Genomic DNA, 20765 nt, shown 5'->3' with positions numbered 1-20765 from the left:
CGACTTGATGAAATGAATCGTAGAAGTTAAAGTTAACTTCAAGTCAAGAAGAAAATGCCATGGAAAAGCCCTGGATCACCATAGGTGACGTTGCCACACGGGCCGGCGTCGCGGCCAGTACGTTGCGCTTTTACGAAACCGAGGGCCTCATCAGCGGGCGCCGCAGCGCTGGCGGGCATCGCCAGTACGCGCGGGACACGCTGCGCAGGATCGCCTTCATCCGGGCCGCGCAAGCGGTGGGGTTGGCATTGCCGGACATCAGGGCAGCGCTGGCAACGCTGCCCGATGGCCGCACGCCAACCAAAGCCGACTGGTCGCGCCTCGCCAGGGATTGGGGGCCACGGCTTGATGCCCAGATCGCCGCACTGCAACGGTTGCGTCTCAAACTGGACAGTTGCATCGGCTGCGGTTGCCTGTCGATGAAAGCCTGTGCGCTATACAACCCGAAGGACGCGGCAGCGGCGCGGGGGGCGGGAGCGCGGTATCTTCTCGGCGATTCATGGTCGTCTGTTGTCACTGACAGCCAGCAAGCTGGTCAAGCCGCTACACCAGCGCAACGCAAATGACTGAGCAAACAATGGCCAGCACTCCGCCCATTTTCCGTCCGCTGGTGCCCGCCGATCAGGCCAAACTCTGGCACTGGCTGCACATCGCGCTCTGGGATCCGCCACCAGCGGGGCTGCGCCCGATTGAACTGTTGCAGGCGCCTGGCGTGCGCATCTATGCCGAGGATTGGGGGCGTGCCGGTGACGTCGGCGTCGTGGCGCAGGTGGACAGCGCAGACGCGGGTGCCTGCTGGATGCGCTGTTGTCCACCCAGCATCGGATTCGCGTTTGTAGATGAAGCGACGCCACAATTGGGCATCGCACTCGAGCCTGAATGGCAGCACCGCGGTTACGGTCGTCCGCTGATGCTGGCGGCGTTGGCTGCGGCACGCGCAGCTGGATACCGGCAGGTGTCACTCACCGTGCATCTGCAGAACCCGGCGCAGTACATGTACGAATCCTGCGGGTTCCGCAAGGTGGAACTTCGCAGCGGCTACCACCTGATGGTGGCCGCGTTGCCACCATCAACGCCCTGAGCATCGCCGGGATGCATGGTGAGGCACTGGGTACCCAGGTTCAACGCAACAAATCCGCCATATCCCGCATCAGCACGGCACGCTCCGCGCCGACGTTTGGCTGCGTGCTGCTGGCGATGGTGTCAGCGCCGCGTACGGCGTCGCCAAAGTCGAGCCCGGTGCGCTGTTCGATCACCGGAATGGCCACCCGCCATTGCGATACGTCTACGCCGGCAAGCTGCGCTGGCGGCTTGAGCGCCTTGCGCGTCTCCGACATCAAGGCCAGCTGGTCGACGATCATTCCTACTGCTTTCAGGCCGGCCGCGCCGCGCCAGACAACGACCTTGAAGAACGACGATGGAATCTGCACATCGTCCGCCCAGAGGTCGATGGTGTCGTTGAAGATCGGCCCCTGGATCACGCAAATGCGCTTGCCGGATTCGCTGGCGAGCAAGCCGTTCTCCAGCACGAAGCGCTCGGCGCCCTGCCAGAACTTGGCCGTCTGGTTGAAGCGGAAGTGCTGCGGCGAGCAATTGGCGAAGTGGAAGGTGTCGGCGTTGGCGCGCTCCGCTTCAGCGGCAGTGCCCCACGTCGGGTCGGTCCGTCGCGTCAAGTGACCGCGGTCGAAGTAGTCCGACCATCCCGAATAGAAGTCCTGATTCAGGGTGTAGGCATCGCTGACACGGGTGTCCTTGAACCACTTTTCACCCTCGGAATCGCCCACCTGCCCGCTCTGCCGATCAACGCTCAGATAGGTGGCGCCATCGATATTCGTCGCGGTGAAGATGGCCATCCGTCGCGTCTTGTGCAGCACCAGCGAGAAGTGCTCGTAGCGCAGCAGCCCGCTGGAAGCGCCGGCCTCGTTGCCGCGCAACGGTGCAATTTCGCGGCGCAGGCTGGCTGCCATTACCGGCAAGGCAACGACGTTGCCGGGGATGAAGGCTTCGTCATAGCCGCGACGATTGTCGTAGTCGGCATCCACCTTGACCGCCTCGCTGGCGCGGGTAAGCGTCCGCACCGGCCCGGCACCTGCGGCAGCAAGCGCAGCACCGACAGATGCGGCTGCCGACGGTACGGCGCCGGACGCCAGACGCACGGTGATTTCCAGCGGAACGGTGACGGTCACACTGCCGTCTGGATTGGTGGCATTCATGGCGGATGCTCCTTGAGGGTTGGCGGATGGCGTGGAAGCGCGAACAGACGCGGAATTCGCGGCATGCGGCGCCGTTGGCAACGGCAAGTTCTCGGTCGGGGGCGACTCCCCACGGCCCGGTCGTGGTGGCCCGAGCTGGTGGCCGCCCGCCGCTGCAGCCTGACTGTCAGCAAGCGCGAGCGCGGCCATCAGTCGCTGCGCTTGTGCAGCCGGCAGAGCGCTGGACCGCGCTTTCAGATCACGCACGATGGCGCTGATGCGAACGCCTTCGTTGACCACCGTGCGAGCCGCATCCGGCGTGTCGGCAGCGCTCAGGAACGGCGAACCATAGTGATGCAAAGCCACCACGTCCCAGCCATCACTGAACACCGGCGAGCCGGAGGACCCGGGCTCGGTGTCGGTTTCATAGAGCAGCGCGCGGTCGGTACGATAGGTGAGCGTGTTGTTGCGCAGGGCAACGGTCTTGGGCCAGCCATTCGGGTGCTGGATGATATTGACGGGCATGCCGATAACGTGACGGTCTGGCGTGTCGGACAGCGCGCACCAGCCCATTTCGTCCAGCGTCGCACTGCCAGCGATCCGGCTACCCACGGCGATCACCGCATAGTCGAGGTCATCCTCCGGCGAGAACAGTGCAAAGGCGTCGGGATCGAGTCGGAACGTCGTGGTGGCGCGCGGCTGGCCGCGTTCGTCCATCTCGCGGTCGAAGATCAGCACCGCCGAATGCGCGGCAGCGGCATCGGCAATGACGTGCTGATTGGTGATGAACAGGTCCTCGCCCATCAGGAAACCGGACCCGGAGGCATGCGACACCGGTGTGTTGATCTCGACGTAGGCCACTGCGCGGCGCACCGTGGCGCCCTCACTCAAAAAGCTCACCGGCTGGTAGTCGATGGTGCTGCCGACAATCGCCTCGGCGCCGGCTGCCGGTACCACGCTGCGCTTGACGCCGCGCGCGGCAAAGGCGCGGCTGCGATCGGCGTCGGGCTCGGCGTCACGCCAGCGCCCCGACGCCACCAGCCGGCGCACACGTTTGCGCTCGTCGGCGGACTCGGTGATTAGTTTGTCGATGTGCTGCTCGGTGGCAACTTTCATCATGGTGGACTCCAAACCTGATGTGGTGTCCTCCGGTCACGTGCCGAGCGCTTATGCTGCGCCTGATGCCGCAAAGTAACAGACGTTGATGACCGAAACACTGCGCCAGTGGGTAGCAGTTCGCTGATTTCACCGCACGGCACAACCGCTCGGCATCGCCAGGAACGTCCGTTGACGACCGACACGGTGGCTCATCTTTTCGTCCAAAGCGTTATTCAATATGGGCTCCAGGAGTGAAAAGCTGCAAAGTCGACTTGCAGTCTTTTTCCTGTTTGGTCCCTTTTCCAGCGAGGCTTTTACAAAAAAGCTGAATAGCTGGCGTACGATCCGGCTCGGCTATCGATAATCATCGCCATGAGCTCTTCTGAAGTCCTGCTTGCCGAGGCCGTACCGGCCATCCCGTGTGAACAAATCGCCGGCCACGACGATTTCCGCCACCTGACGACGATCTCCGGCATCGCGATTGACCTTCGCTACGCCACCGCGAATAACTTCGCTGGCCGCGATCTCTACACGCCGCTCGACTGCGCGTGGCTGCACCGTGACGCCGCCGAAGCGCTCGCCAGCGCGTCCAGCTGGCTGGCCGCGCAACGCACCGGCTCACGCCTGCTCGTGCTCGACGCCCTGCGCCCGCAACGCGTGCAGGAGGCGCTCTGGGCAGCATTGCAGGGCACGCCGCTGCTTGGCTATCTGGCGCCGCCGGAACGCGGATCGATCCATTCGTTTGGCATGGCGGTCGACGTCACGCTGATCGATGACGATGGTGCAGAGTTCGACATGGGCACCGGATTCGACGACCTGAGTGAACTGTCACACCCGGCGCTCGAGGAGAGGTTTCTGGCTGCCGGCCAACTCGACGAGCAGCAGATCGCCAATCGCGCCCTGCTCCGCGCAGCAATGACGCACGCTGGCTTTCGCGGCATCAGCCATGAGTGGTGGCACTTCGACTGTGGCGACCGCGTGCACGTACGGCGCGAATACGCGCGAGTGCTATGAAACGGCAGGCGCCGACTGACGCGAACCGGCGCTTAAGGCCCAACGCCGCGCGGCCCGTCGGCAATCTGCTGGCCACCGTATCCACTGGCCAGCGCCAGCATCAGCGCATCGAGAATTGGCCGCGAGATCTTTGATTTCGCGTTGTCGTGATTGAGCATGGCGGCGACAACCAGCACATTGCCGTCCTGATCGGGCAGATAGCCGGCGAGCGCGGTGACGTCGCGCAGCGTGCCGGTCTTCAGCCGGGCACGTCCGGTCAACGCGGGGCTGGCAAGTCGCCGCTGCATGCCGCCGTCGATACCGGCTACTGGGAGGCTGGCCATGAACTCCGGCGCCCACGGCTTGCGCGCGGCAGCCCGCACCACCTGCGCCAGCTGCATCGGGCTGATCTTTTCGCTGCGGGACAGACCCGAGCCGTTGTCGAGAACCAGCCCGGCATCGTCGATGCGTTCCCCGCGCAACCAGTGCCGCACGGTCACCTCGGCATTGGCAGCAGTTGCCATTGCTGCGCGCTCCGGCGCCACGCGATCCGCCAGCGCCAGAAAGGTCAGCCGCGTAATGGGATTGTCGGAGCGCTTGTTGATATCGCGCAGCACTTCAGACAGCGGGCGCGACCGGTGGTCGGCCAACATCTGTAATTTGGTTGCCGCAGTCGGCGCCGAAGCTTCCCGCACGACGCCACTGAAGCTGCCGCCGAGTTCACGCCATTGCGCCCGGAACAACCGGTCGGCGAAGTCGGTACGGTCCAGCACATTGATCTGGGTGCTGGCAATGCAGTCCTTCGGAAATTCACCGCCCAGCCGAACTTCAATGTCGCCATTGGCGGCACGAACGACTCGCGGCAGTTGCCAGCCATCCTCCCAATCCTCGCAGCGCCGCTCGACGAGCGTGAACTCACCCCTGAGCGACACCCCGGGAAGCGCCGGTGTACTGCGCAGGCGAACGCCAGTGGCGTCGGCGACCAGATCAATCTGAAGCAGATTACTGTTCAGGAAGATCGCGTCGGGAATAGCGTTGTAGCGAAACTCCGGCGTCTCGTCGAACGGCGGCACGCCGAGGTCGGGCCGCGGCGGCGAGAACCAGTCGCGTACCAGCAGAAGGTCGCCGCGAATCTCGCGGATGCCGCGATCACGGACGCGCTGCAGCATGCGGCGCAACGCATCAGCGTCAAGATCGCTGTCGCCGTACCCGCGCAGCAGCAGATTGCCATGCAGTACGTCGCCGGTCACCATGCCATCGGCGACCAGGTCGCTGCGACTGCGCCAGGCCGGCCCGAGGCGGTCCAGCGCTACGGCCGCGGTCAACAGCTTCATGGTCGACGCCGGTTGCATCGGGCGCGCCGGTGTGCGGGAGGCAACCACTTCGCCGTTGTCGACACGCAGTGCAACAAAAGCGAGTGCATCGGCCGGCAGCCCGGCAGCGGCCATCAGCCGGCTCACCTCGGCGGGCGTCTGTGCGCTGACGGACGACAGCAGCAGTGTCGCCAGCACGGAAGCGACTAGCTGCAAGCGGGGTCGCGGCCAGAAAAGAGTGAAAAAGTCGGGCATCGAAATCAGCAATACGGTGCGGACCAGTCCACTGGCCCGATCACAACCGTACCAATTGTGTCAAAGCCCGGCACATCAACTGCAAATCGGAACTTACGGATTGACACCAGCCCGATTTGACGGGCGATAATGAATCGCATAGCGATCTGCGATCAGCGCAGCGCGATTTTGCGGCCAACGAAGCCCTCGCACGCCAGCAATTTCGCCGCAGCGGACTGCAATCAAGGAAATAGCCAGGGGGCGCAGCTACGCTCACATGAGCAGCGCGCCAGTAGTAGAGAACAGGGAACAGGGGTAATCGTGAAACTCAAGAAAATTGCACAGTGTGTGTCGTTGGCCCTCATTGCCGGACCGGCATTCGCCCAGGACGCGCAGCCCGCGAAGGTCGAGCGCGTGGAAATCACCGGGAGCAGCATCAAGCGCGTGCAGGCCGAAGGAGCACTGCCAGTGCAGGTCATCACCCGCGCCGAGCTGGATCGTTCCGGCATTTCCACCGTCGAGCAATTGATGCAGACGCTGTCGGTTAACGGCAACGGCATGGACAACCTGGCCAGCAACGCCGACGTCGCCGCCGGCTCGAACCGCGGCAACAACGGCATCTCGGCCGCCAACCTGCGCAGCCAGGGCTCGAACGCAACACTGGTGCTGCTTAACGGCCGCCGCGTGGCGTCGCACGGTCTTAACGGCGGCGTGGTCGATCTCAACTCGATTCCGCTGGCTGCAGTCGATCGCATTGAAGTGCTGAAAGACGGCGCATCATCGCTGTACGGCACCGACGCCATCGGCGGCGTGATCAACTTCATCCTGCGTCGTGACTTCACCGGCGTCTCGGTGCAAGGCGTTACCGACACTACCGAACAAGGTGGTGGCAACGTCATCCGCGCCTCGGTGGTGGCGGGCTTCGGTGACCTTGCCAAAGACGGCTACAACGTGATGGCTTCGGTCGCGCACAGCCGCAGCCAGGCGCTGCGCGGCGACCAGCGCGATTTCGTCAATACCTTCCAGCCGGATCGCGGCCTGTCGGTTGACACCCGTGGCACGCCGTACGCCACTGTCTTCGCCATCAGTAGCGTCCGCACCGTACTCAGTTCGCGCAACGCCGCCGGAGCGCTGGTCAACGGTACCGGGCCTACGCAACCGGGCACCACGGTGGCGATGAACGGTATCAACCCGCTTGATCTGCCTGGCCAGGCCGGTTGCTCCTCCATTGATGGTATGGCTGCTTACGACGAACTGTTGTGGGCGACGCCCGCTGCCAAATGGGGGTGCGCTTGGGATACCGGCCGTGCGGCGGTGCTGCAACAACCGGTGGAAAACACCAACGCCGTGGGTCGCGTGACGTTCAAGATCAACGATTCGCTGACGCTGTTCGGCGAGGCGATTGCTGCGGATGTGAAGTCCCGCAAGACTTTCTCGGCCAACCAGATCAGCAGCAGCACCTCAAGCACCAGTCCGCTGTTCAATCTGCTCTATCCCAGCACGGGATCGGCCTACAACCAGGTGTTCAATGCACTGGTGGCACTGTTCCCCACCATCGAGGAAAACCGCGGTCAGGGCATCGCCTACCGCTGGCGCTGCATGCCCTGTGGCCCGCGTGAAATCGAGACCTCGGCCAAGACTGATCGCTACCTGATCGGCGGCGAGGGCACCTTCAAGTCGTGGGACTACAAGTTCGGCTTCTCCCAGGCCAACAGCGATACCCGTTCGACACTCGCCGGCGGCTATTACTTCAACGACAAGTTCGTCCCGCTGCTCCGTTCAGGTCTGCTGAACCCGTTCCTGCTGGCCGGCCAAAGCCAGTCCGCCGAAGCGATGGCCGCGCTGGCCGCTGCCTCCGCGACCGGCACGGTGCTGTACGGTGGCAAGTACACGACCAATCAGGGCGACTTCTCGGCATCCGGGCCGGTATTCAAACTGCCAGCCGGCGACGTGATGGCTGCCGTGGGTGTTGACATCCGGCAGGAGAAATACCGCTTCAACGGTACCGAAACTGATCTAGCCGTACGCAACAATATTTTCAACGCTCCGTTCGATGCGGTGAATAATCTCAATGGCGTCAAGCGTGACGTCCGCGCGGCCTACGCAGAGGTGCTGGTCCCGGTCACCAAGTCGCTCGAAGTGACAGGCTCGGTACGGCACGACAACTACTCCGGCTTCGGCGGTACCACCAACCCGAAAGTGACCTTCCGTTTCGCACCGGTTCAGGAAGTTCTCTTCCGTGGCTCGTACAGCACCGGCTTCCGGGTGCCGACCTTCAGTCAGCTTTTCTTTGGCATCACCGAGTCTCCCTACTCCGGCAAGGATCTGGTCGACCCGGCCAAGTGCCCCACCCTGATTGTCAGCACCGCCACTGGCTGCGCGTCAATTACGCCGACCATTCTCTCCGGCGGCAAGCCCGATCTTGGCCCGGAAAAGTCGAAGCAGAGCTCGCTGGGTATCGTGTTCGCGCCGACCAACTGGCTGAGCGGTAACGTCGACTACTGGGACATCCGCCGTGACGGCACCATCCAGTCACTGAGTCTGACCACGATCGTCGCCAATGCGGGGCTGTTCCCGGACCGCTTCATCCGCGACGCGTCGGGCAATCTCGTATCGATCGACACCCGCTGGATCAACGCTGGTGAAACGATCACCAAGGGCATCGAAGTTGGCGCACGTGCCTCCGGAAATCTCTGGAAAGGCAAGTTCACAGCGTCCATCGACGGCACCTACCTGATCGAGCGCAAGTCGCGCATCCTGGCGTCCACCGGTTTCGGCCCCAACGAAGTCGGTACCTTCAGCCGCCTGGCTGACGTACCGGTGCGCTGGAAGCACGCCGCTTCGTTCAACTATGTGCAGGGCCCGTGGAGTGGCACACTGACGCAGATCTACTCGGGCGGCTATAAGGATGCCGTGCTGCCGGGCGTCGCCAATGGCACGGTGGTGCCTCCGAACTGGAGCCCGAATGTCAAGGCATGGATCACCTACAACCTGATGCTTACCTACACCGGCATCAAGAATCTGGCGATCACTGGCGGCATCAAAAACCTGCTCAACACCGATCCGCCGTTCAGCGCTGCATACGATTCGAACACGGGTGCTGGTAGTTCGTGGGAGCCACGTATCGCCGACCCCCGCGGTCGTTCTTACGTGCTGGGCGCTACCTACTCGTTCAAGTAAGTCTTTGCCTTCAACCGAAACGGGCGCGGCCATCGCGCCCGTTTTCTTTTGCACCAGGGCGTGTTAACACGCCCTGACCCTTCCTGATGACCGCAGAATCGCCTTCGATCAACCGCCAGCGCCGACGCTTCGGCATCGGACTGGGCGTTGGTCTGGGCGCGGCAACCGCCGTGAGTTCCGCCGCACGCGCTGCAACTGCACGGGTCGCCGCAAATACGTTGCGGTCGCTGGTCAAGCCTCGCGCGCTACGCACTGGCGATCTGGTCGCGCTAGTGGCGCCCGGAGGTGTGGTCGATGACGCCCTGATCGAGAAAGGCGTGCGCAACCTCGAGTCCATCGGACTGCGCGTGTTGCTGGCGCCGCACTTGCGCGCCCGCCACGGCAATTTTGCCGGCACGGTGCGGGAAAGACTGGCCGACCTGCACGCATTGCTGGAGCATCGCGAGGTGACCGCACTCTGGGCGCTGCGTGGCGGTTCCGGCTGCGCATCGTTGCTGCCACATCTTCGCTACGACCTGATTCGCCGACAACGCAAGATCATCATCGGTTATTCAGACATCACTGCGTTGACGGCAGCCGTCGTGCGGCACGCCGGTCTGGTCTGCTTTCATGGCCCGGTCGCATCGTCCACATTTTCGGAGTTCTCGGTCGCGCACCTGCGGGCGCTGCTGTTTGATGCCGCTCCGCAACACGTGATGTCACTCGCGCCGGAGAATGTGGCACAAGGTGAACGCAACGCGGAGTTTCGTGCCCGTGTGCTGCGAGGCGGCACCCTGCACGGGCGACTGGCTGGGGGTAACCTGTCGGTCGTCGCTGCTCTTGCCGGCACGCCCTACGCGCCAGTGCTCAACGGGGCGCTACTGTTTCTCGAGGAGATCGGCGAAGCCCCCTACCGCATCGACCGCATGTTGACGCAATTGCGCCAAGGTGGTGCGCTGGAGCATGCTGGCGGAATCATGCTCGGCGTGTTCCGCAATTGCTCACCACGCGACGGCGAGACATCGCTGTCGCTGGCGGAAACCATTGACGAACATATCGGCATGGTGGACATAGCGTCGGTGTACGGCTACTCGTTCGGTCACATTGCACACCAATACACGCTGCCTGTCGGTGCGCTCGCAACAGTCAATCCGCAGGCAGCTACTGTCACCGTCCTGGAAGCAGCCACGTCTCGCGACTGATCAAGAGGCCCCACTACTGGCGCAATATCGCCCGACGGTGCAGTGCGTCCAGTATTAGTTCTTCGTGTCGCGCAAAGGCGGAATACTTGCCGCGATAAGTGGTCGGATCAAAGCCGGGACCACCAATCAGATAGACAAGACCATTGCCGGACCCGGCATCAAACACAAACGCCGCCGTCAACCCCCAGGCATCCCCCAGATGCCCCACAGCGCGAAATCCACCGTCAGCGACCAGACGGTCACCGCGGTTGTCCCCCGAAACGTCGAGGAAGTGCTGGTTGCCCAACCCCCAGGCATGAAACAGTGCACGCTGCGAGCCGAAATCTGATCGGCCATTACTGCCTGTCGCCTCAGCTCGCCAGGATTGCCTCAGCATCTGCGCGACGCTGTCCTCGCGCAGGAAAACTGCGCCGTCAAGGCGGCCCCGTGCCAGCAGCATGTGCATCACGCGGCCGAGACCCGCTGCCGACAACCGGCAATTGCCTTGCGGACCAAACAGGGTGCCGTTGCTGCCAGGGACATAGTCTGCGGCAGCACGGGCAACCGGTCGCTCGTTGACATAGTCATCTACCTGAGCAATCCAGGGGCCGGAAGGGTTCCAGATCTCCCGCCCAGCAACCGTTGAGCGCTTGCGATACAGCGTCGCCACGTTCTGCAGATCAGCTTCGCTGAGATCGAACGGATGAAAGCCACCGCGCAACCCGAGTGGATCCAGTACCAGACGTTTCATCAGGCGGTCGAATCGTTCGCCAGTCGCGCGCTCCATGATGCTGCCTATCACGCCCCATGCGAGATTGCAGTACTGAAAGTAAGTGCCGGGCGCATGCTGCTTGTCCCACATTGCGCCATCACCATGCAGGCGCCCACCGGGCGCCAGCACATCACGAAGATGAACGTTCTGTCCGGCGTCCCAGTAATACCCGGCATCATCGCGTAGCGAGGACGTGTGGTTGAGCAGTGTCCGCAGCGTGATCGGTACGTCAGGAAATGCCGGGTTACGCAGTGAAAACCCCAAAGCAGGACTGACATCGTCATCGAGCCGCAGCTTGCCTGCCTCCACCAGGCGCATCACACCGAGGGTGGTGATCAGCTTCGAGATTGAGGCAACTCGATAAAGCGTCTCGTCATTGGCAAGGCGGCTTTTCGACGGATCAACGGGATCGATGTAGCGATGGCCAAATTGCCTTTGATAGACGACTTCACCGTTGCGAATTGCCAGCACGGACAGACTGGCCAGTGGATGTGTCGGTGACGCGGCGATCGCCTGTAACTCGGCGTCGAGTTTCGGCTGCCACGGCTCGCTTGCGGGTGAGGCTGCCGGCAAGCCGGCAGGTGTGAACCCAAACATCAGCGCAGCAAAGATGGGCAGGAGTCTGGTCGTCACTGTTTGCGGGCCATCAGCCAACATGAGCCAGCCACTACTTGCGCATTGCCTCAGCCCCGGAAGTAGCCGGCCGCGCAGGCGGCGCCACCAGCTTTGCCGCTTGTACGATCAGCGCGTCCACCAGTGCCGCAGTCTCGGCGTCCGGTTCACCGTCGTAGCGAGCGGGGCGGTACTTCATCTGGAAGGCGGCGATCACGTCGCGCGTTGCACGGTCAAGCTCACCGTGCTGCGGCACCAGGAAGCCGTGTGTCTGCATGCGTTCCTGAAACCACTTCACCTCAGGCAGCTTTTGCTCATACGTCGGCCGCTTCTGGGCCACCAGTGCGGCGTCAGGCCAGAGAATCAAACCTGCATCGGCGAATCGCTTCCATGGGAATTTCGGACCCGGGTCATTCTTGCGCGTCGGTGCGATGTCACTGTGACCCACGACGCGGTCCGGACGAATGGCATGCTCCTTGATGATTTGCCGACAGAGTTCGATGACAAGATTGATCTGTTCGTCGTCGAAATCCTCAAACTCAACGCCATTCGGCCCCTTGCGCGGGCCGCGATTGACGATTTCGATGCCGATGGAGCTAGCATTCAGTGACGATGCTCCCTTCCACGAACTGACGCCGGCGTGGTAAGCGCGACGGCTCTCGTCCACCAGACGATAGATCTTTGGCGCATTGTCGCCCTGTCGATCACTCACCAGGTAGTGGCTGCTGACGGCCCCTTGAGTCAATATCTTGAGCGAACGCGGAAAATCCTCGGCCGTGAAATGCAGCACCAGATGCTGCACGCGACTGTCCTGTCCGACCGCTGTATGACTGGTGTCGATCTTGAGGCCCGTCGCACAACCACCAAGCAGTGCAGCGACCACCAGCAACGCCGTGGTCATACGATGTGGGCAAGGTGTCATGTCCTGTTCTCCGTTGATGGGGGCTGCGAGTTCAACGCTGCGATCTGCAGAGCCATAGCTGCGGCAGCACGATGTGATTCAAGGTGGCGAAATGTCAGTTGAGCCTCCACAGCGATATGGCTTCGCATACCAACCTCTATCAGTCGATGCAGTTGCGCGGCGCGACCCGCAACCACAATGGGTCGCAGACCGTAGCGCGCAAGCATGGCATTAGCCAGGCGCGCCAGCTCGGCACCCGCGTCAACCATTATCGCCGACGCAATTTCATCCGCATCCGGGTCAGTATCGGAACCTGCACAGGCAGCCACATCGATGGCAAGCATGCCAATGTCGCCGCGATCACGTTCCATCAGGAAGCGCGCGGCATTGATCGAAGAGTCGCCGCCAACGATCGGAAACAGCCGGCGTGCCAGCGGGGACTCACGCCATGCACCGGGCCGTTCGTCCTCGCGCCGCCAGAGGCGTCGCAGTGCTTCACGCGCGATCCAGTAGCCACCGCCAGCATCGTCGAGCGCAACACCGCGCCCGCCAGCACGATGCAGAACGCCCTGAGCATCAATGAACGCCGCGATGGAGCCAGTACCGGAGTAAACCAGATAGCCTTCGCCCGGTGCGAACGCGGCGCGATAGGCAATCTCAACATCACTGACCACCCGAACGCCGGCTTCGGGCGCAGCGAACATTGTGGCCAGCATCGCCACCATGTCTGCACTGCCGCTACCGACGCCGGTCACGCCCGCCACCAGCCCGAGGATTCGCCGTCCTGGTGCCTGCTCGGTGACCATCTGCGAAATTCGGGAAAGGCGCGCGCGCACCTCGGCACGGCCTGCATCCGTGTGCAGGCGAGCTCCGCTAAACCCGGTCGCGACGCCGCTGGCAACGGTGCCCTTGGCATCAAGCAACATCCAGCGCGCGCCAGTGCCTCCCACGTCGAGGCCAAGCGCGCACGGGAGTCCAGCTGGATGCGCAGTCATTGCGTGCCTCGACCAGCAAGGTCAGCCACTGGCACCGATTGCACGGCCTCCGCCCCCTCCAGACCATACCGATCAACCAGTCGAGCGACAACAAGGTTGATCTTTTCGCCGTCACGGGAAATGGGAATCGATGCGCCGTCGCGGCCAACCGCTGTCGCCTGCAACTGCCAGACATTGCCATAGCGCAGCCAGAGTGCAGCCACATTGGTCACAGGCGCCGCATCGCCGTCGGGTGTGTTTACGATAACGCGGCAAGCGGCTGAATCGTCACGCGCCAGCGTCACTGACGGACAAGTGAGTTCGACCCTCGGTGCCGGTAGCCGCCGGCTGCCAGCAGGTCGCAGCCAGGGGGTGGGTGGCACCACGGCAGTGCCAACATAGCTCGTCGTCGCCAGCACGTCAGCGATACCCTTCCGGTTCTGTACCAGTGCCGCCGCGCTGAAATGAACGTGGCCCGATGCCCCGCCTGAGCTGCGCTGCAACGCGATTTGCTGGCGGATCTCTTCCGGTTGCCAGGACTTTTCGCTGTCGTCAATCCGGCTGGTGAAGAGCCCTGGCCAGAGATGGCGCCCGCGCCAGTTCTCGCTGCTCCAGTACGTGAGCAGTACCGCGAAAGCCTGCGCTTCGCGGTCAATCGGCCAGTAAAGCTGCGGTGCCAGATAGTCGAGCCAGCCAGCCCGCAGCCAATGCTCCACGTCGGCATAGAGCTTGTCGTACTGGCTGAAGCCTGCGATGCCCGCCGGCCGTCGGTCCGGGCGCCCGATGCCGAACGGGCTAACGCCCACCTTCACCCACGGCTTGGTGGCGTGAACGGCGCTGTAGATATCACGGACAAGACGATCGACGTTGTTGCGCCGCCAGTCGGCACGGTCGCGCCACGCGAACAGGCCTGCATGCTGCCGGTAGCGCGTCCACGATGGTTCATCGGGGAAAGGCAGTTCATCCCCGGCCCGATCACCCGTTGCCTTGATCGGGTAAGGATAGAAGTAGTCGTCGATGTGTACACCATCGACGTCATAGCGCCGCACCACGTCAGCGATCACCGCAAGCGTGCGGGCAGCAGCCTGTTCTTCGCCGGGGTCCATCCAGAGCATGTCGCCATAAGTCTTCACGATCTGCGGATGGGTATTGGCAACATGTTGCGCTGCCAGTGGTGATTTCGCGCTGGCATGCCGCGCACGGTAGGGATTGAACCACGCGTGCAGTTCAATGCCGCTCGCATGAGCGGCCGTCACCCATTCTGCGAGTGGGTCATAACCATCGCCGGGCGCCTCGCCCTGACGACCCGAAAGGTACTCGGACCACGGCTCAAACTGCGACGGATAGATGGCATCCGCTGCCGGGCGGACTTGCAGGATCACGGCATTCAGTTTCAATTGCCGCGCCGTTGTGAGGATGCGCTGCATTTCTTCACGCAATACCGCCACTGGCAAGCCTGGTTTGCTCGGCCAATCGATGTTGGCGACTGTCGCGACCCAGATGGCGCGGAATTCCCGCGGCGCAGGCGGAGCAACGTACTCCGGAGCCGGTGGTATCAGCGCACAACCCGACAGTGCGAACAGCGCGATCCCGGCGAGGAGTACACGCAGCATCGTCAGACTTTGAGGATGACTTGCTTGCGCCAGAGCAGCCATGCGGCCACGAACATGCACGCGACAAACAACCCGGCATAGAGCAGCGATGCGTTGACTGGAGACAGTAGCAAACGGCTCAGCTCGCCGAACATCCACGTCTTGATCGTGACTGATTGCCCAGCGTCGCTCGTGACTTTGAGCGTGCCGATCAAGCGCCCGATCAACCCGGACATGGCAAAGATCGCCAGTGCATTCACGCCCAACATCACGAAAGGCAACAGCAAAGTACGCACGTGATGACGAAGACGCTCATTGCCGGAGCCATCGGCGAACCAGTAGCAGGCGGCTAGAGCGGTCGCCGAATAGCCGCTCATGAACACGGCGTAAGAAGGCGTCCACAGTGACTTGTTGATCGGCATGAAAAAACTATCCAGCAGGGCACCGAGCCCGACCGCCGCCAAACCGGCAGCAGCCAGCAACAGCGTGCGGCCGCCATCCATCCGTCTGGTCAGCAAAAAACGTCCGGCGAGCGCGCCGAGCAACAGCGTTGCCGCCGCCGGCAGAGTACTAAGCAGGCCTTCCGGATCCCAGGTCTTCGCCTGCGCCCACAGGTGCCCGGACATCAACCTGCGATCAACAAAGGCCCCCGTATCGCGCCCGGCTTCGAGCGAGCCCTGGCTGACCGCACCGTCGGGGCCAGCCACCGGCACCCACAGCATCAATACCGAGTAGGTCACCATCAGTGCCAGCGTCCAGCCAACCAGCCCACGCCAGCGCGACCAGAGCACCAGTGGCGCAGCAATGATTATGCAAACCCCGATCCGCTGCAGCACACCTGGCCAGCGCAACGTAGCGAGATCGAACGCCGGCACGAGATTGATCGCAAGGCCAATCGCCACGATGATCAGTCCGCGCCGCCAGAGCGCAAGCAGCACCGCAGTGGGCGACCGATGTGATGCCAGCGATCTGTGGGTAGAAATCACCATTGAAACGCCAGCGATGAACAAAAAGGCAGGAAATATAGTGTCCGTGAAGGTCCAGCCGTGCCACGCAGCATGGCGCAGTGGCGCATAAATGTGTGACCAGTCGCCGGGATTGTTGACCAGCACCATCGCCGCGACGGTCAGCCCGCGCAGGGCGTCAAGCGAGTACAGTCGTCCGCCGTCGCTGGCTGGTATAGCGCTGGCTAACGCGGGCGATTCGAAAGTGGATGTCACTCGCGCCTCAACGCCGTGCGCACGTCGCCATCGCTGCTGTTGATCCGTTGCAATGCGGTATCAGCATCAACCCCCAGCAGGATCATGACAATCGCCACTTTCACCCGGTAGCGGCAGGCCTTCAGCGCCGTCTCACAGGCAGCCTCGTCTGCCCCGGTCGCCAGTGCAGTCAGGCGGATGGCCCGCGCCAGCAGCTTGGCGTTGGTCGGCACCAGATCCACCATCAGATTGCCATACACCTTGTGCAGACGCACCATCAAGGCCGTCGAAAAAGCGTTCAGCGCAATCTTTTGCGAGGTTCCGGCCTTGAGACGGGTGCTACCGGAGATCGCCTCCGGGCCGGTATCGAGCGTGACGCCGATATCCGCCTGCGCGCACACCGGTGACTCCGGGTTGTTGGCCATACCGATCGTCAGCGTCCCCGCTGCACGCGCCGCCCGCATCGCGCCCAGCACATACGGCGTGCTGCCCGATGCCGCGAGCAACAGCGCCACGTCATTGCGGTTGGGTAGCAGTCGTTCAATGTCGGCCGCCCCTTGCCCGTCGTTGTCTTCGGCGCCCTCCACCGCGCGGTACACGGCGCCCTGTCCGCCTGCAAGCAACGCGATGGACCGCTCCGACGGCCACGAGAAAGTGGGGTAAAGCTCAACACTGTCTAGCAGCCCCAGTCGGCCAGATGTACCAGCGCCAACATAAATCAGGCGTCCGCCGGCGCGAATTCTCGGCACGGCAGCCTCAACCGCACGGGCGATTGCGCCCTGAGCCTGCTTCACAGCGACTGCGGCGCGGGCCTGATCATCGATCAACGCGGCAACCAGCTCGTCCACCGGATAGGTATCGAGGTCGGTGTGATCCAGACTGGGCCGCTCGGTTGACAGCAGCTTCCTGGCCTTGCCCGGTACAGACTTCATTGGGTGCGCGTCACCTTGCTCAAATGTTTCGGGTGATCCGGATCGAGGCCGCGAGCGCGCGCCAGGGCCTCCACCATCGGATAGAAGCTCTGGATCATCGACACCGTGTCGAGCGCCTCATGCGCAGCAGCAACTGTGGGCAACGATGGCACCGCAGGCACACCGAAATCGCCGGCGACGACGCATTGAACCTTGGCACCGCGATCGTGCAGCTCGCTGGCAAGCTCATGCAAGCCGCGCTGCTCGACTCCCCGTGGCGCCAGCACCAGCACCGGATAGCCGGCGTTGACCAGTGCCATCGGGCCGTGCCGCACTTCAGCCGAGGAGAACGCCTCGGCCTGAATGCCGCACACCTCCTTGAATTTGAGCGCCATCTCGCCGGCGATGGAAAGGCCTGCGCCTCGCCCGATCACGTAGAGCCGGTCAACGTTGCGTAGCGATGCAACTGCCGCCGACCAGTCGACCTGCAACCCCGCACGCAGAGTCTGCGGCAACGTCAGCATGGCTTGCTGCAGCACGTCGTCGCCCATCCACCCGGCGTGAAGACGCAGCCCGGCCACCAGTTGCGCGATGAAGCTTTTCGTCGCGGCAACGCTGCGCTCAGCACCGGCACAGAGATCAACGACATTCGACACCGCCAGCGCGAGCGGTGACGCCGGGTCGTTGACCATCGCAGCCGTTACTGCACCACTGGCGCCGAGCGCAGTCATGGTCTGCACCAGATCCGGGCTCTGGCCTGACTGCGAAAAGGCGATGGCCGCGAGGCGATCACCACGCAACGGCGCGTGATGCAAAGTCACGATAGATGGCGGCAGTGAACTGGTCAGCAACCCACCACGCGCCAGCATCAGGTAAGCAAAATGACTCGCGGCGTGATCCGAACTGCCACGCGCCACCGTCACACAAGCAGCAACACCCGCGCCCGCCAGGCGCTGCGCCAGTGCATCGATGGTCGGCCCCGACTGCGTCAGCAGGCGGGCAACCACGTCCGGCGCTGACTGTGCTTCAGCCAGCATCAGCGATGTTGCCGAGGCTGGCTGCCTGTGATCAATCCCGGCCATGCACGCTCAAACCTTCGGCAATGACATCGCGTAGCTGCAAATCGCGGTCGAACACGACCATATCGGCAAATGCACCGGCGACCAGCCTGCCTCGTTGCGTGGCGCCGATGTAGTCAGCCGCGAGCGTGGACGTCCGCAGTGATGCTTCGGTCAGTGACAGACCCAATGCGTTGATCAGATTGCACAAGGCATCGTCCATCGTCAGCGTGGAGCCCGCCAGCGTGCCATCGGCAAGACGCACGCCCCCCATACAGCGGGTGACCAGCTGGCGGCCAAGCCGGTATTCACCATCAGGCATGCCGGCAGCCGCAGTGGAATCGGTGACGCAATACAGCCCCGCGATTGAACGCAGCGCCACGCGGATGGCTCCGGGATGCACGTGCAGCAGATCGGGGATCACTTCGGCGTGGCTGGCGTGCGCCAGTGCCGCGCCCACCATACCGGGTTGCCGGTGATGCAGCCCGCTCATGGCGTTGTAGAGATGGGTAAAGCCAGTCGCACCGGCATCCAGCGCGGCTTTAGCGGCCTCGTAGCTGGCGCCGGAATGGCCAAGCTGGACGCGGAAACCGGCCTGAACGAGCGCCGAAATGCTCGAATCCTCACCACCCGCCGCTGCCTCTGGCGCTACCGAGATCAGTGTGATCGGCGCTACCGCATGCAGCGCCTTGACCTCTGCCAGCGATATCGGTCGTGTGAAATCGGGCTGCGCGCCAAGCTTGCCGGCGCCAATGAAGGGGCCTTCAAGATGCACGCCATGAATGTGGGCGGCAGCGGCTTCACAACTCGTGGCAACACGCGCGGCGGCAACGCCAGCAAAGGCAACGCGCAAGTCATCGGCAGGTGCTGTCATTGTCGTTGCCAGCATGGTCGTAGTGCCATGCTGTACGTGGACTTGTGCAACCTTCAGTGCCGCATCGTCGCCATCCATCACGTCAGCCCCACCGCCGCCATGAACATGCAGGTCCACAAAGCCGGGCAACACGATTGGCAACGAGCTGTCGCGAACCGCCACCTCTGCAACCGGTTCGCCCACGACGGAAGCAAGCAGACGCCCGTCGATACCGATCCGCCCACGAATGAATCCGCGCGGGGTCAGGATATGACCATCAAGCGCTTTCATGAACCGTTTTTATCATCGTTGTCGATGCGCAATGATGCCGGTTACACATCATTTCGGACTTTTGCCGCACACACGCCGGTTCGCCCTCTGACACAATCCGGTGACAGTGCCGCCCGGCAGGCAACGCCTGCGCACAGAGGGTGCGCGTTCCCAGCTCACTCTTGACCGTATGACGCTCACCTATCTCTGGACCGGATTCTTCCTCGTTGGCTTCGCTGCCGCATTGGTGCAGTGGCTCGCATTTGGCGACGCCACCGTATTCAAGCGGATGGTCGATGGCACCTTCGAGTCCGCGAAGGTAGGCGTGATGGACATTGCACTGCCGCTGGCGGGTGTGATGACACTCTGGCTCGGCATCCTCAACGTGGGTGAGAAAGCTGGCGCGATCGCCTTCGTTTCGAAACTGATTGCGCCGTTCTTCTCCCGCATCTTTCCGCAAGTGCCGAAGGATCATCCCGCTACCGGGCACATGGTGATGAACTTTTCGGCGAATTTTCTTGGCCTCGACAACGCGGCCACGCCGTTCGGTCTGAAAGCGATGGAATCGCTGCAAAGCATCAATCCTAAGCCGGATGAAGCGAGCGATGCCCAGATCATGTTCATGGTGCTGCACGCATCCGGGCTCACGCTGATTCCGCTCTCCATCATGGCGCAGCGAGCCGTGCTGGGTGCACGCGACCCCGCGGACATCTTCATCCCGTGCATGATCGCCACCTTTGTCGCCACTGTTGTCGGTCTGGTAGCCGTCGCGATCCGTCAACGCATCAACCTGTTTGACCGCGTGATCGTCGCGTGGCTCGGTGGCCTCACGGCGCTGATCGCCGGGATGGTCTGGTATCTGAGCCAGTACCTGAGCAAAGAGCAGATTACCCAAGTGTCGCAACTGGTCAGCAACCTGCTGCTGCTGTCGATCATTGTGGCTTTCCTGATCGGCGGACTGCGACGCAAGATCAACGTCTACGAGGCATTCATCGAGGGTGCGAAAGGTGGCATCCAGACCTCGCTGACCATCATCCCGTATCTGGTCGGCATGCTGGTCGCGATCAGCGTGCTGCGCCATTCCGGCGTGCTGGAGTTCATCGTCAGGGGCTTCACGTGGTTCTTTACGGCGCTGGGCCTCAACACCGACTTCACACCGGCACTACCGACAGCGCTGATGAAGCCGGTCAGCGGCAGCGGCGCCCGCGCAATGATGATCGACGCCATGAAAACCTACGGCGTTGACTCGTTCGTCGGTCGCCTGGCCTGCATCTTCCAGGGCTCGGCGGACACCACGTTCTACATCGTGGCGCTGTATTTCGGCTCCGTAAAGATCGCGAAAATCCGCTACGCCATCGGCTACGGCCTGCTCGCCGAGTTTTCCGGTGTGGTGGCGGCAGTTGCCATCGCCTACCTGTTCTTTCACTGATTCGTTCAGATGCTGCGCAGCACG

16 protein-coding genes are annotated in these 20765 nt (G+C 62.8%); 6 read left to right on the top strand and 10 right to left on the bottom strand.

The genetic code is table 11. The features are described from left to right. Window positions 1–59: 59 nt before the first annotated feature. Window positions 60–566: a redox-sensitive transcriptional activator SoxR gene (gene soxR, locus FKL89_RS07150; RefSeq protein WP_156862105.1), complete on the top strand. Its 507-nt coding sequence runs from the start codon at window positions 60–62 to the stop codon at window positions 564–566. 11 nt (window positions 567–577) lie between these two features. Then, window positions 578–1081 carry a GNAT family N-acetyltransferase gene (locus FKL89_RS07145; protein WP_156864595.1) on the top strand — a complete coding sequence of 168 codons (504 nt, stop codon included), beginning with the start codon at window positions 578–580 and terminating at the stop codon, window positions 1079–1081. A 40-nt stretch (window positions 1082–1121) separates the two neighbouring features. Here the strand turns inward: FKL89_RS07145 and FKL89_RS07140 are convergent, their stop codons facing one another. Beyond that, the gene (locus tag FKL89_RS07140) at window positions 1122–3311 is read right to left on the bottom strand and encodes a DNA/RNA non-specific endonuclease (protein ID WP_156862104.1); all 2190 of its coding nucleotides are present in this window, start codon (window positions 3309–3311) and stop codon (window positions 1122–1124) included. Between the two features lie 351 nt (window positions 3312–3662). Here FKL89_RS07140 and FKL89_RS07135 point away from each other — a divergent pair, with 351 nt between their 5' ends. After that, window positions 3663–4304, top strand: a complete 642-nt coding sequence (locus FKL89_RS07135) for a M15 family metallopeptidase (protein WP_156862103.1) — start codon at window positions 3663–3665, stop codon at window positions 4302–4304. A gap of 32 nt (window positions 4305–4336) precedes the next feature. Here FKL89_RS07135 and dacB read toward each other — a convergent pair whose 3' ends face one another. Continuing rightward, entirely contained in the window at window positions 4337–5812 is a 1476-nt protein-coding gene (gene dacB, locus FKL89_RS07130; RefSeq protein WP_162527431.1) for a D-alanyl-D-alanine carboxypeptidase/D-alanyl-D-alanine endopeptidase, read from the bottom strand. Between the two features lie 339 nt (window positions 5813–6151). Between dacB and FKL89_RS07125 the strand changes: the two genes are divergently transcribed. Together FKL89_RS07125 and FKL89_RS07120 are read left to right on the top strand one after the other, a co-directional pair. Continuing rightward, window positions 6152–9010 (top strand): TonB-dependent receptor domain-containing protein, encoded by a 2859-nt coding sequence (locus FKL89_RS07125; protein WP_156862101.1) that lies wholly within the window; start codon window positions 6152–6154, stop codon window positions 9008–9010. Between the two features lie 86 nt (window positions 9011–9096). Continuing rightward, window positions 9097–10191 (top strand): S66 peptidase family protein, encoded by a 1095-nt coding sequence (locus FKL89_RS07120; protein WP_156862100.1) that lies wholly within the window; start codon window positions 9097–9099, stop codon window positions 10189–10191. A 13-nt stretch (window positions 10192–10204) separates the two neighbouring features. On the opposite strand, the gene FKL89_RS07115 is transcribed toward FKL89_RS07120, so the two are convergent. From FKL89_RS07115 to nagA, 8 genes are read right to left on the bottom strand one after another with little or no spacing between them, the layout of a single operon-like run. After that, entirely contained in the window at window positions 10205–11575 is a 1371-nt protein-coding gene (locus tag FKL89_RS07115; RefSeq protein WP_162527430.1) for a serine hydrolase domain-containing protein, read from the bottom strand. A 34-nt stretch (window positions 11576–11609) separates the two neighbouring features. Beyond that, window positions 11610–12476, bottom strand: a complete 867-nt coding sequence (locus FKL89_RS07110; RefSeq protein WP_272953735.1) for an N-acetylmuramoyl-L-alanine amidase — start codon at window positions 12474–12476, stop codon at window positions 11610–11612. Beyond that, the gene (locus FKL89_RS07105) at window positions 12473–13450 is read right to left on the bottom strand and encodes an N-acetylglucosamine kinase (protein WP_156862098.1); all 978 of its coding nucleotides are present in this window, start codon (window positions 13448–13450) and stop codon (window positions 12473–12475) included. The genes FKL89_RS07110 and FKL89_RS07105 overlap by 4 nt, the downstream gene beginning before the upstream one ends. Continuing rightward, a complete protein-coding gene (locus FKL89_RS07100) occupies window positions 13447–15042 on the bottom strand; it encodes a glycoside hydrolase family 10-like protein (protein WP_238363524.1) in 1596 nt (531 codons plus the stop codon). Before FKL89_RS07100 ends, FKL89_RS07105 begins: the two co-directional genes overlap by 4 nt. Before the next feature lie 2 nt (window positions 15043–15044). Further along, the gene (locus FKL89_RS07095; protein WP_238363523.1) at window positions 15045–16241 is read right to left on the bottom strand and encodes an acyltransferase family protein; all 1197 of its coding nucleotides are present in this window, start codon (window positions 16239–16241) and stop codon (window positions 15045–15047) included. Then, a complete protein-coding gene (locus FKL89_RS07090; protein WP_156864592.1) occupies window positions 16238–17122 on the bottom strand; it encodes an N-acetylmuramic acid 6-phosphate etherase in 885 nt (294 codons plus the stop codon). Before FKL89_RS07090 ends, FKL89_RS07095 begins: the two co-directional genes overlap by 4 nt. Window positions 17123–17148: 26 nt before the next feature. Continuing rightward, window positions 17149–18168: an SIS domain-containing protein gene (locus FKL89_RS07085; RefSeq protein WP_156862096.1), complete on the bottom strand. Its 1020-nt coding sequence runs from the start codon at window positions 18166–18168 to the stop codon at window positions 17149–17151. Window positions 18169–18199: 31 nt separating this feature from the next. After that, window positions 18200–19333, bottom strand: coding sequence for an N-acetylglucosamine-6-phosphate deacetylase (gene nagA, locus FKL89_RS07080; RefSeq protein ID WP_156862095.1), 1134 nt, complete (start codon window positions 19331–19333; stop codon window positions 18200–18202). A 169-nt stretch (window positions 19334–19502) separates the two neighbouring features. Here nagA and FKL89_RS07075 point away from each other — a divergent pair, with 169 nt between their 5' ends. Then, on the top strand, window positions 19503–20741 hold the full coding sequence (locus FKL89_RS07075; protein WP_156862094.1) for a nucleoside recognition domain-containing protein: 1239 nt from the start codon (window positions 19503–19505) through the stop codon (window positions 20739–20741). Window positions 20742–20765 lie beyond the last annotated feature (24 nt).

The organism is Casimicrobium huifangae (assembly GCF_009746125.1).
Taxonomy (GTDB): Bacteria; Pseudomonadota; Gammaproteobacteria; order Burkholderiales; family Casimicrobiaceae; genus Casimicrobium; species Casimicrobium huifangae.
Note: the sequence above shows the minus strand (reverse complement) of the source record. Positions and strands in the feature narration are given on the sequence as shown.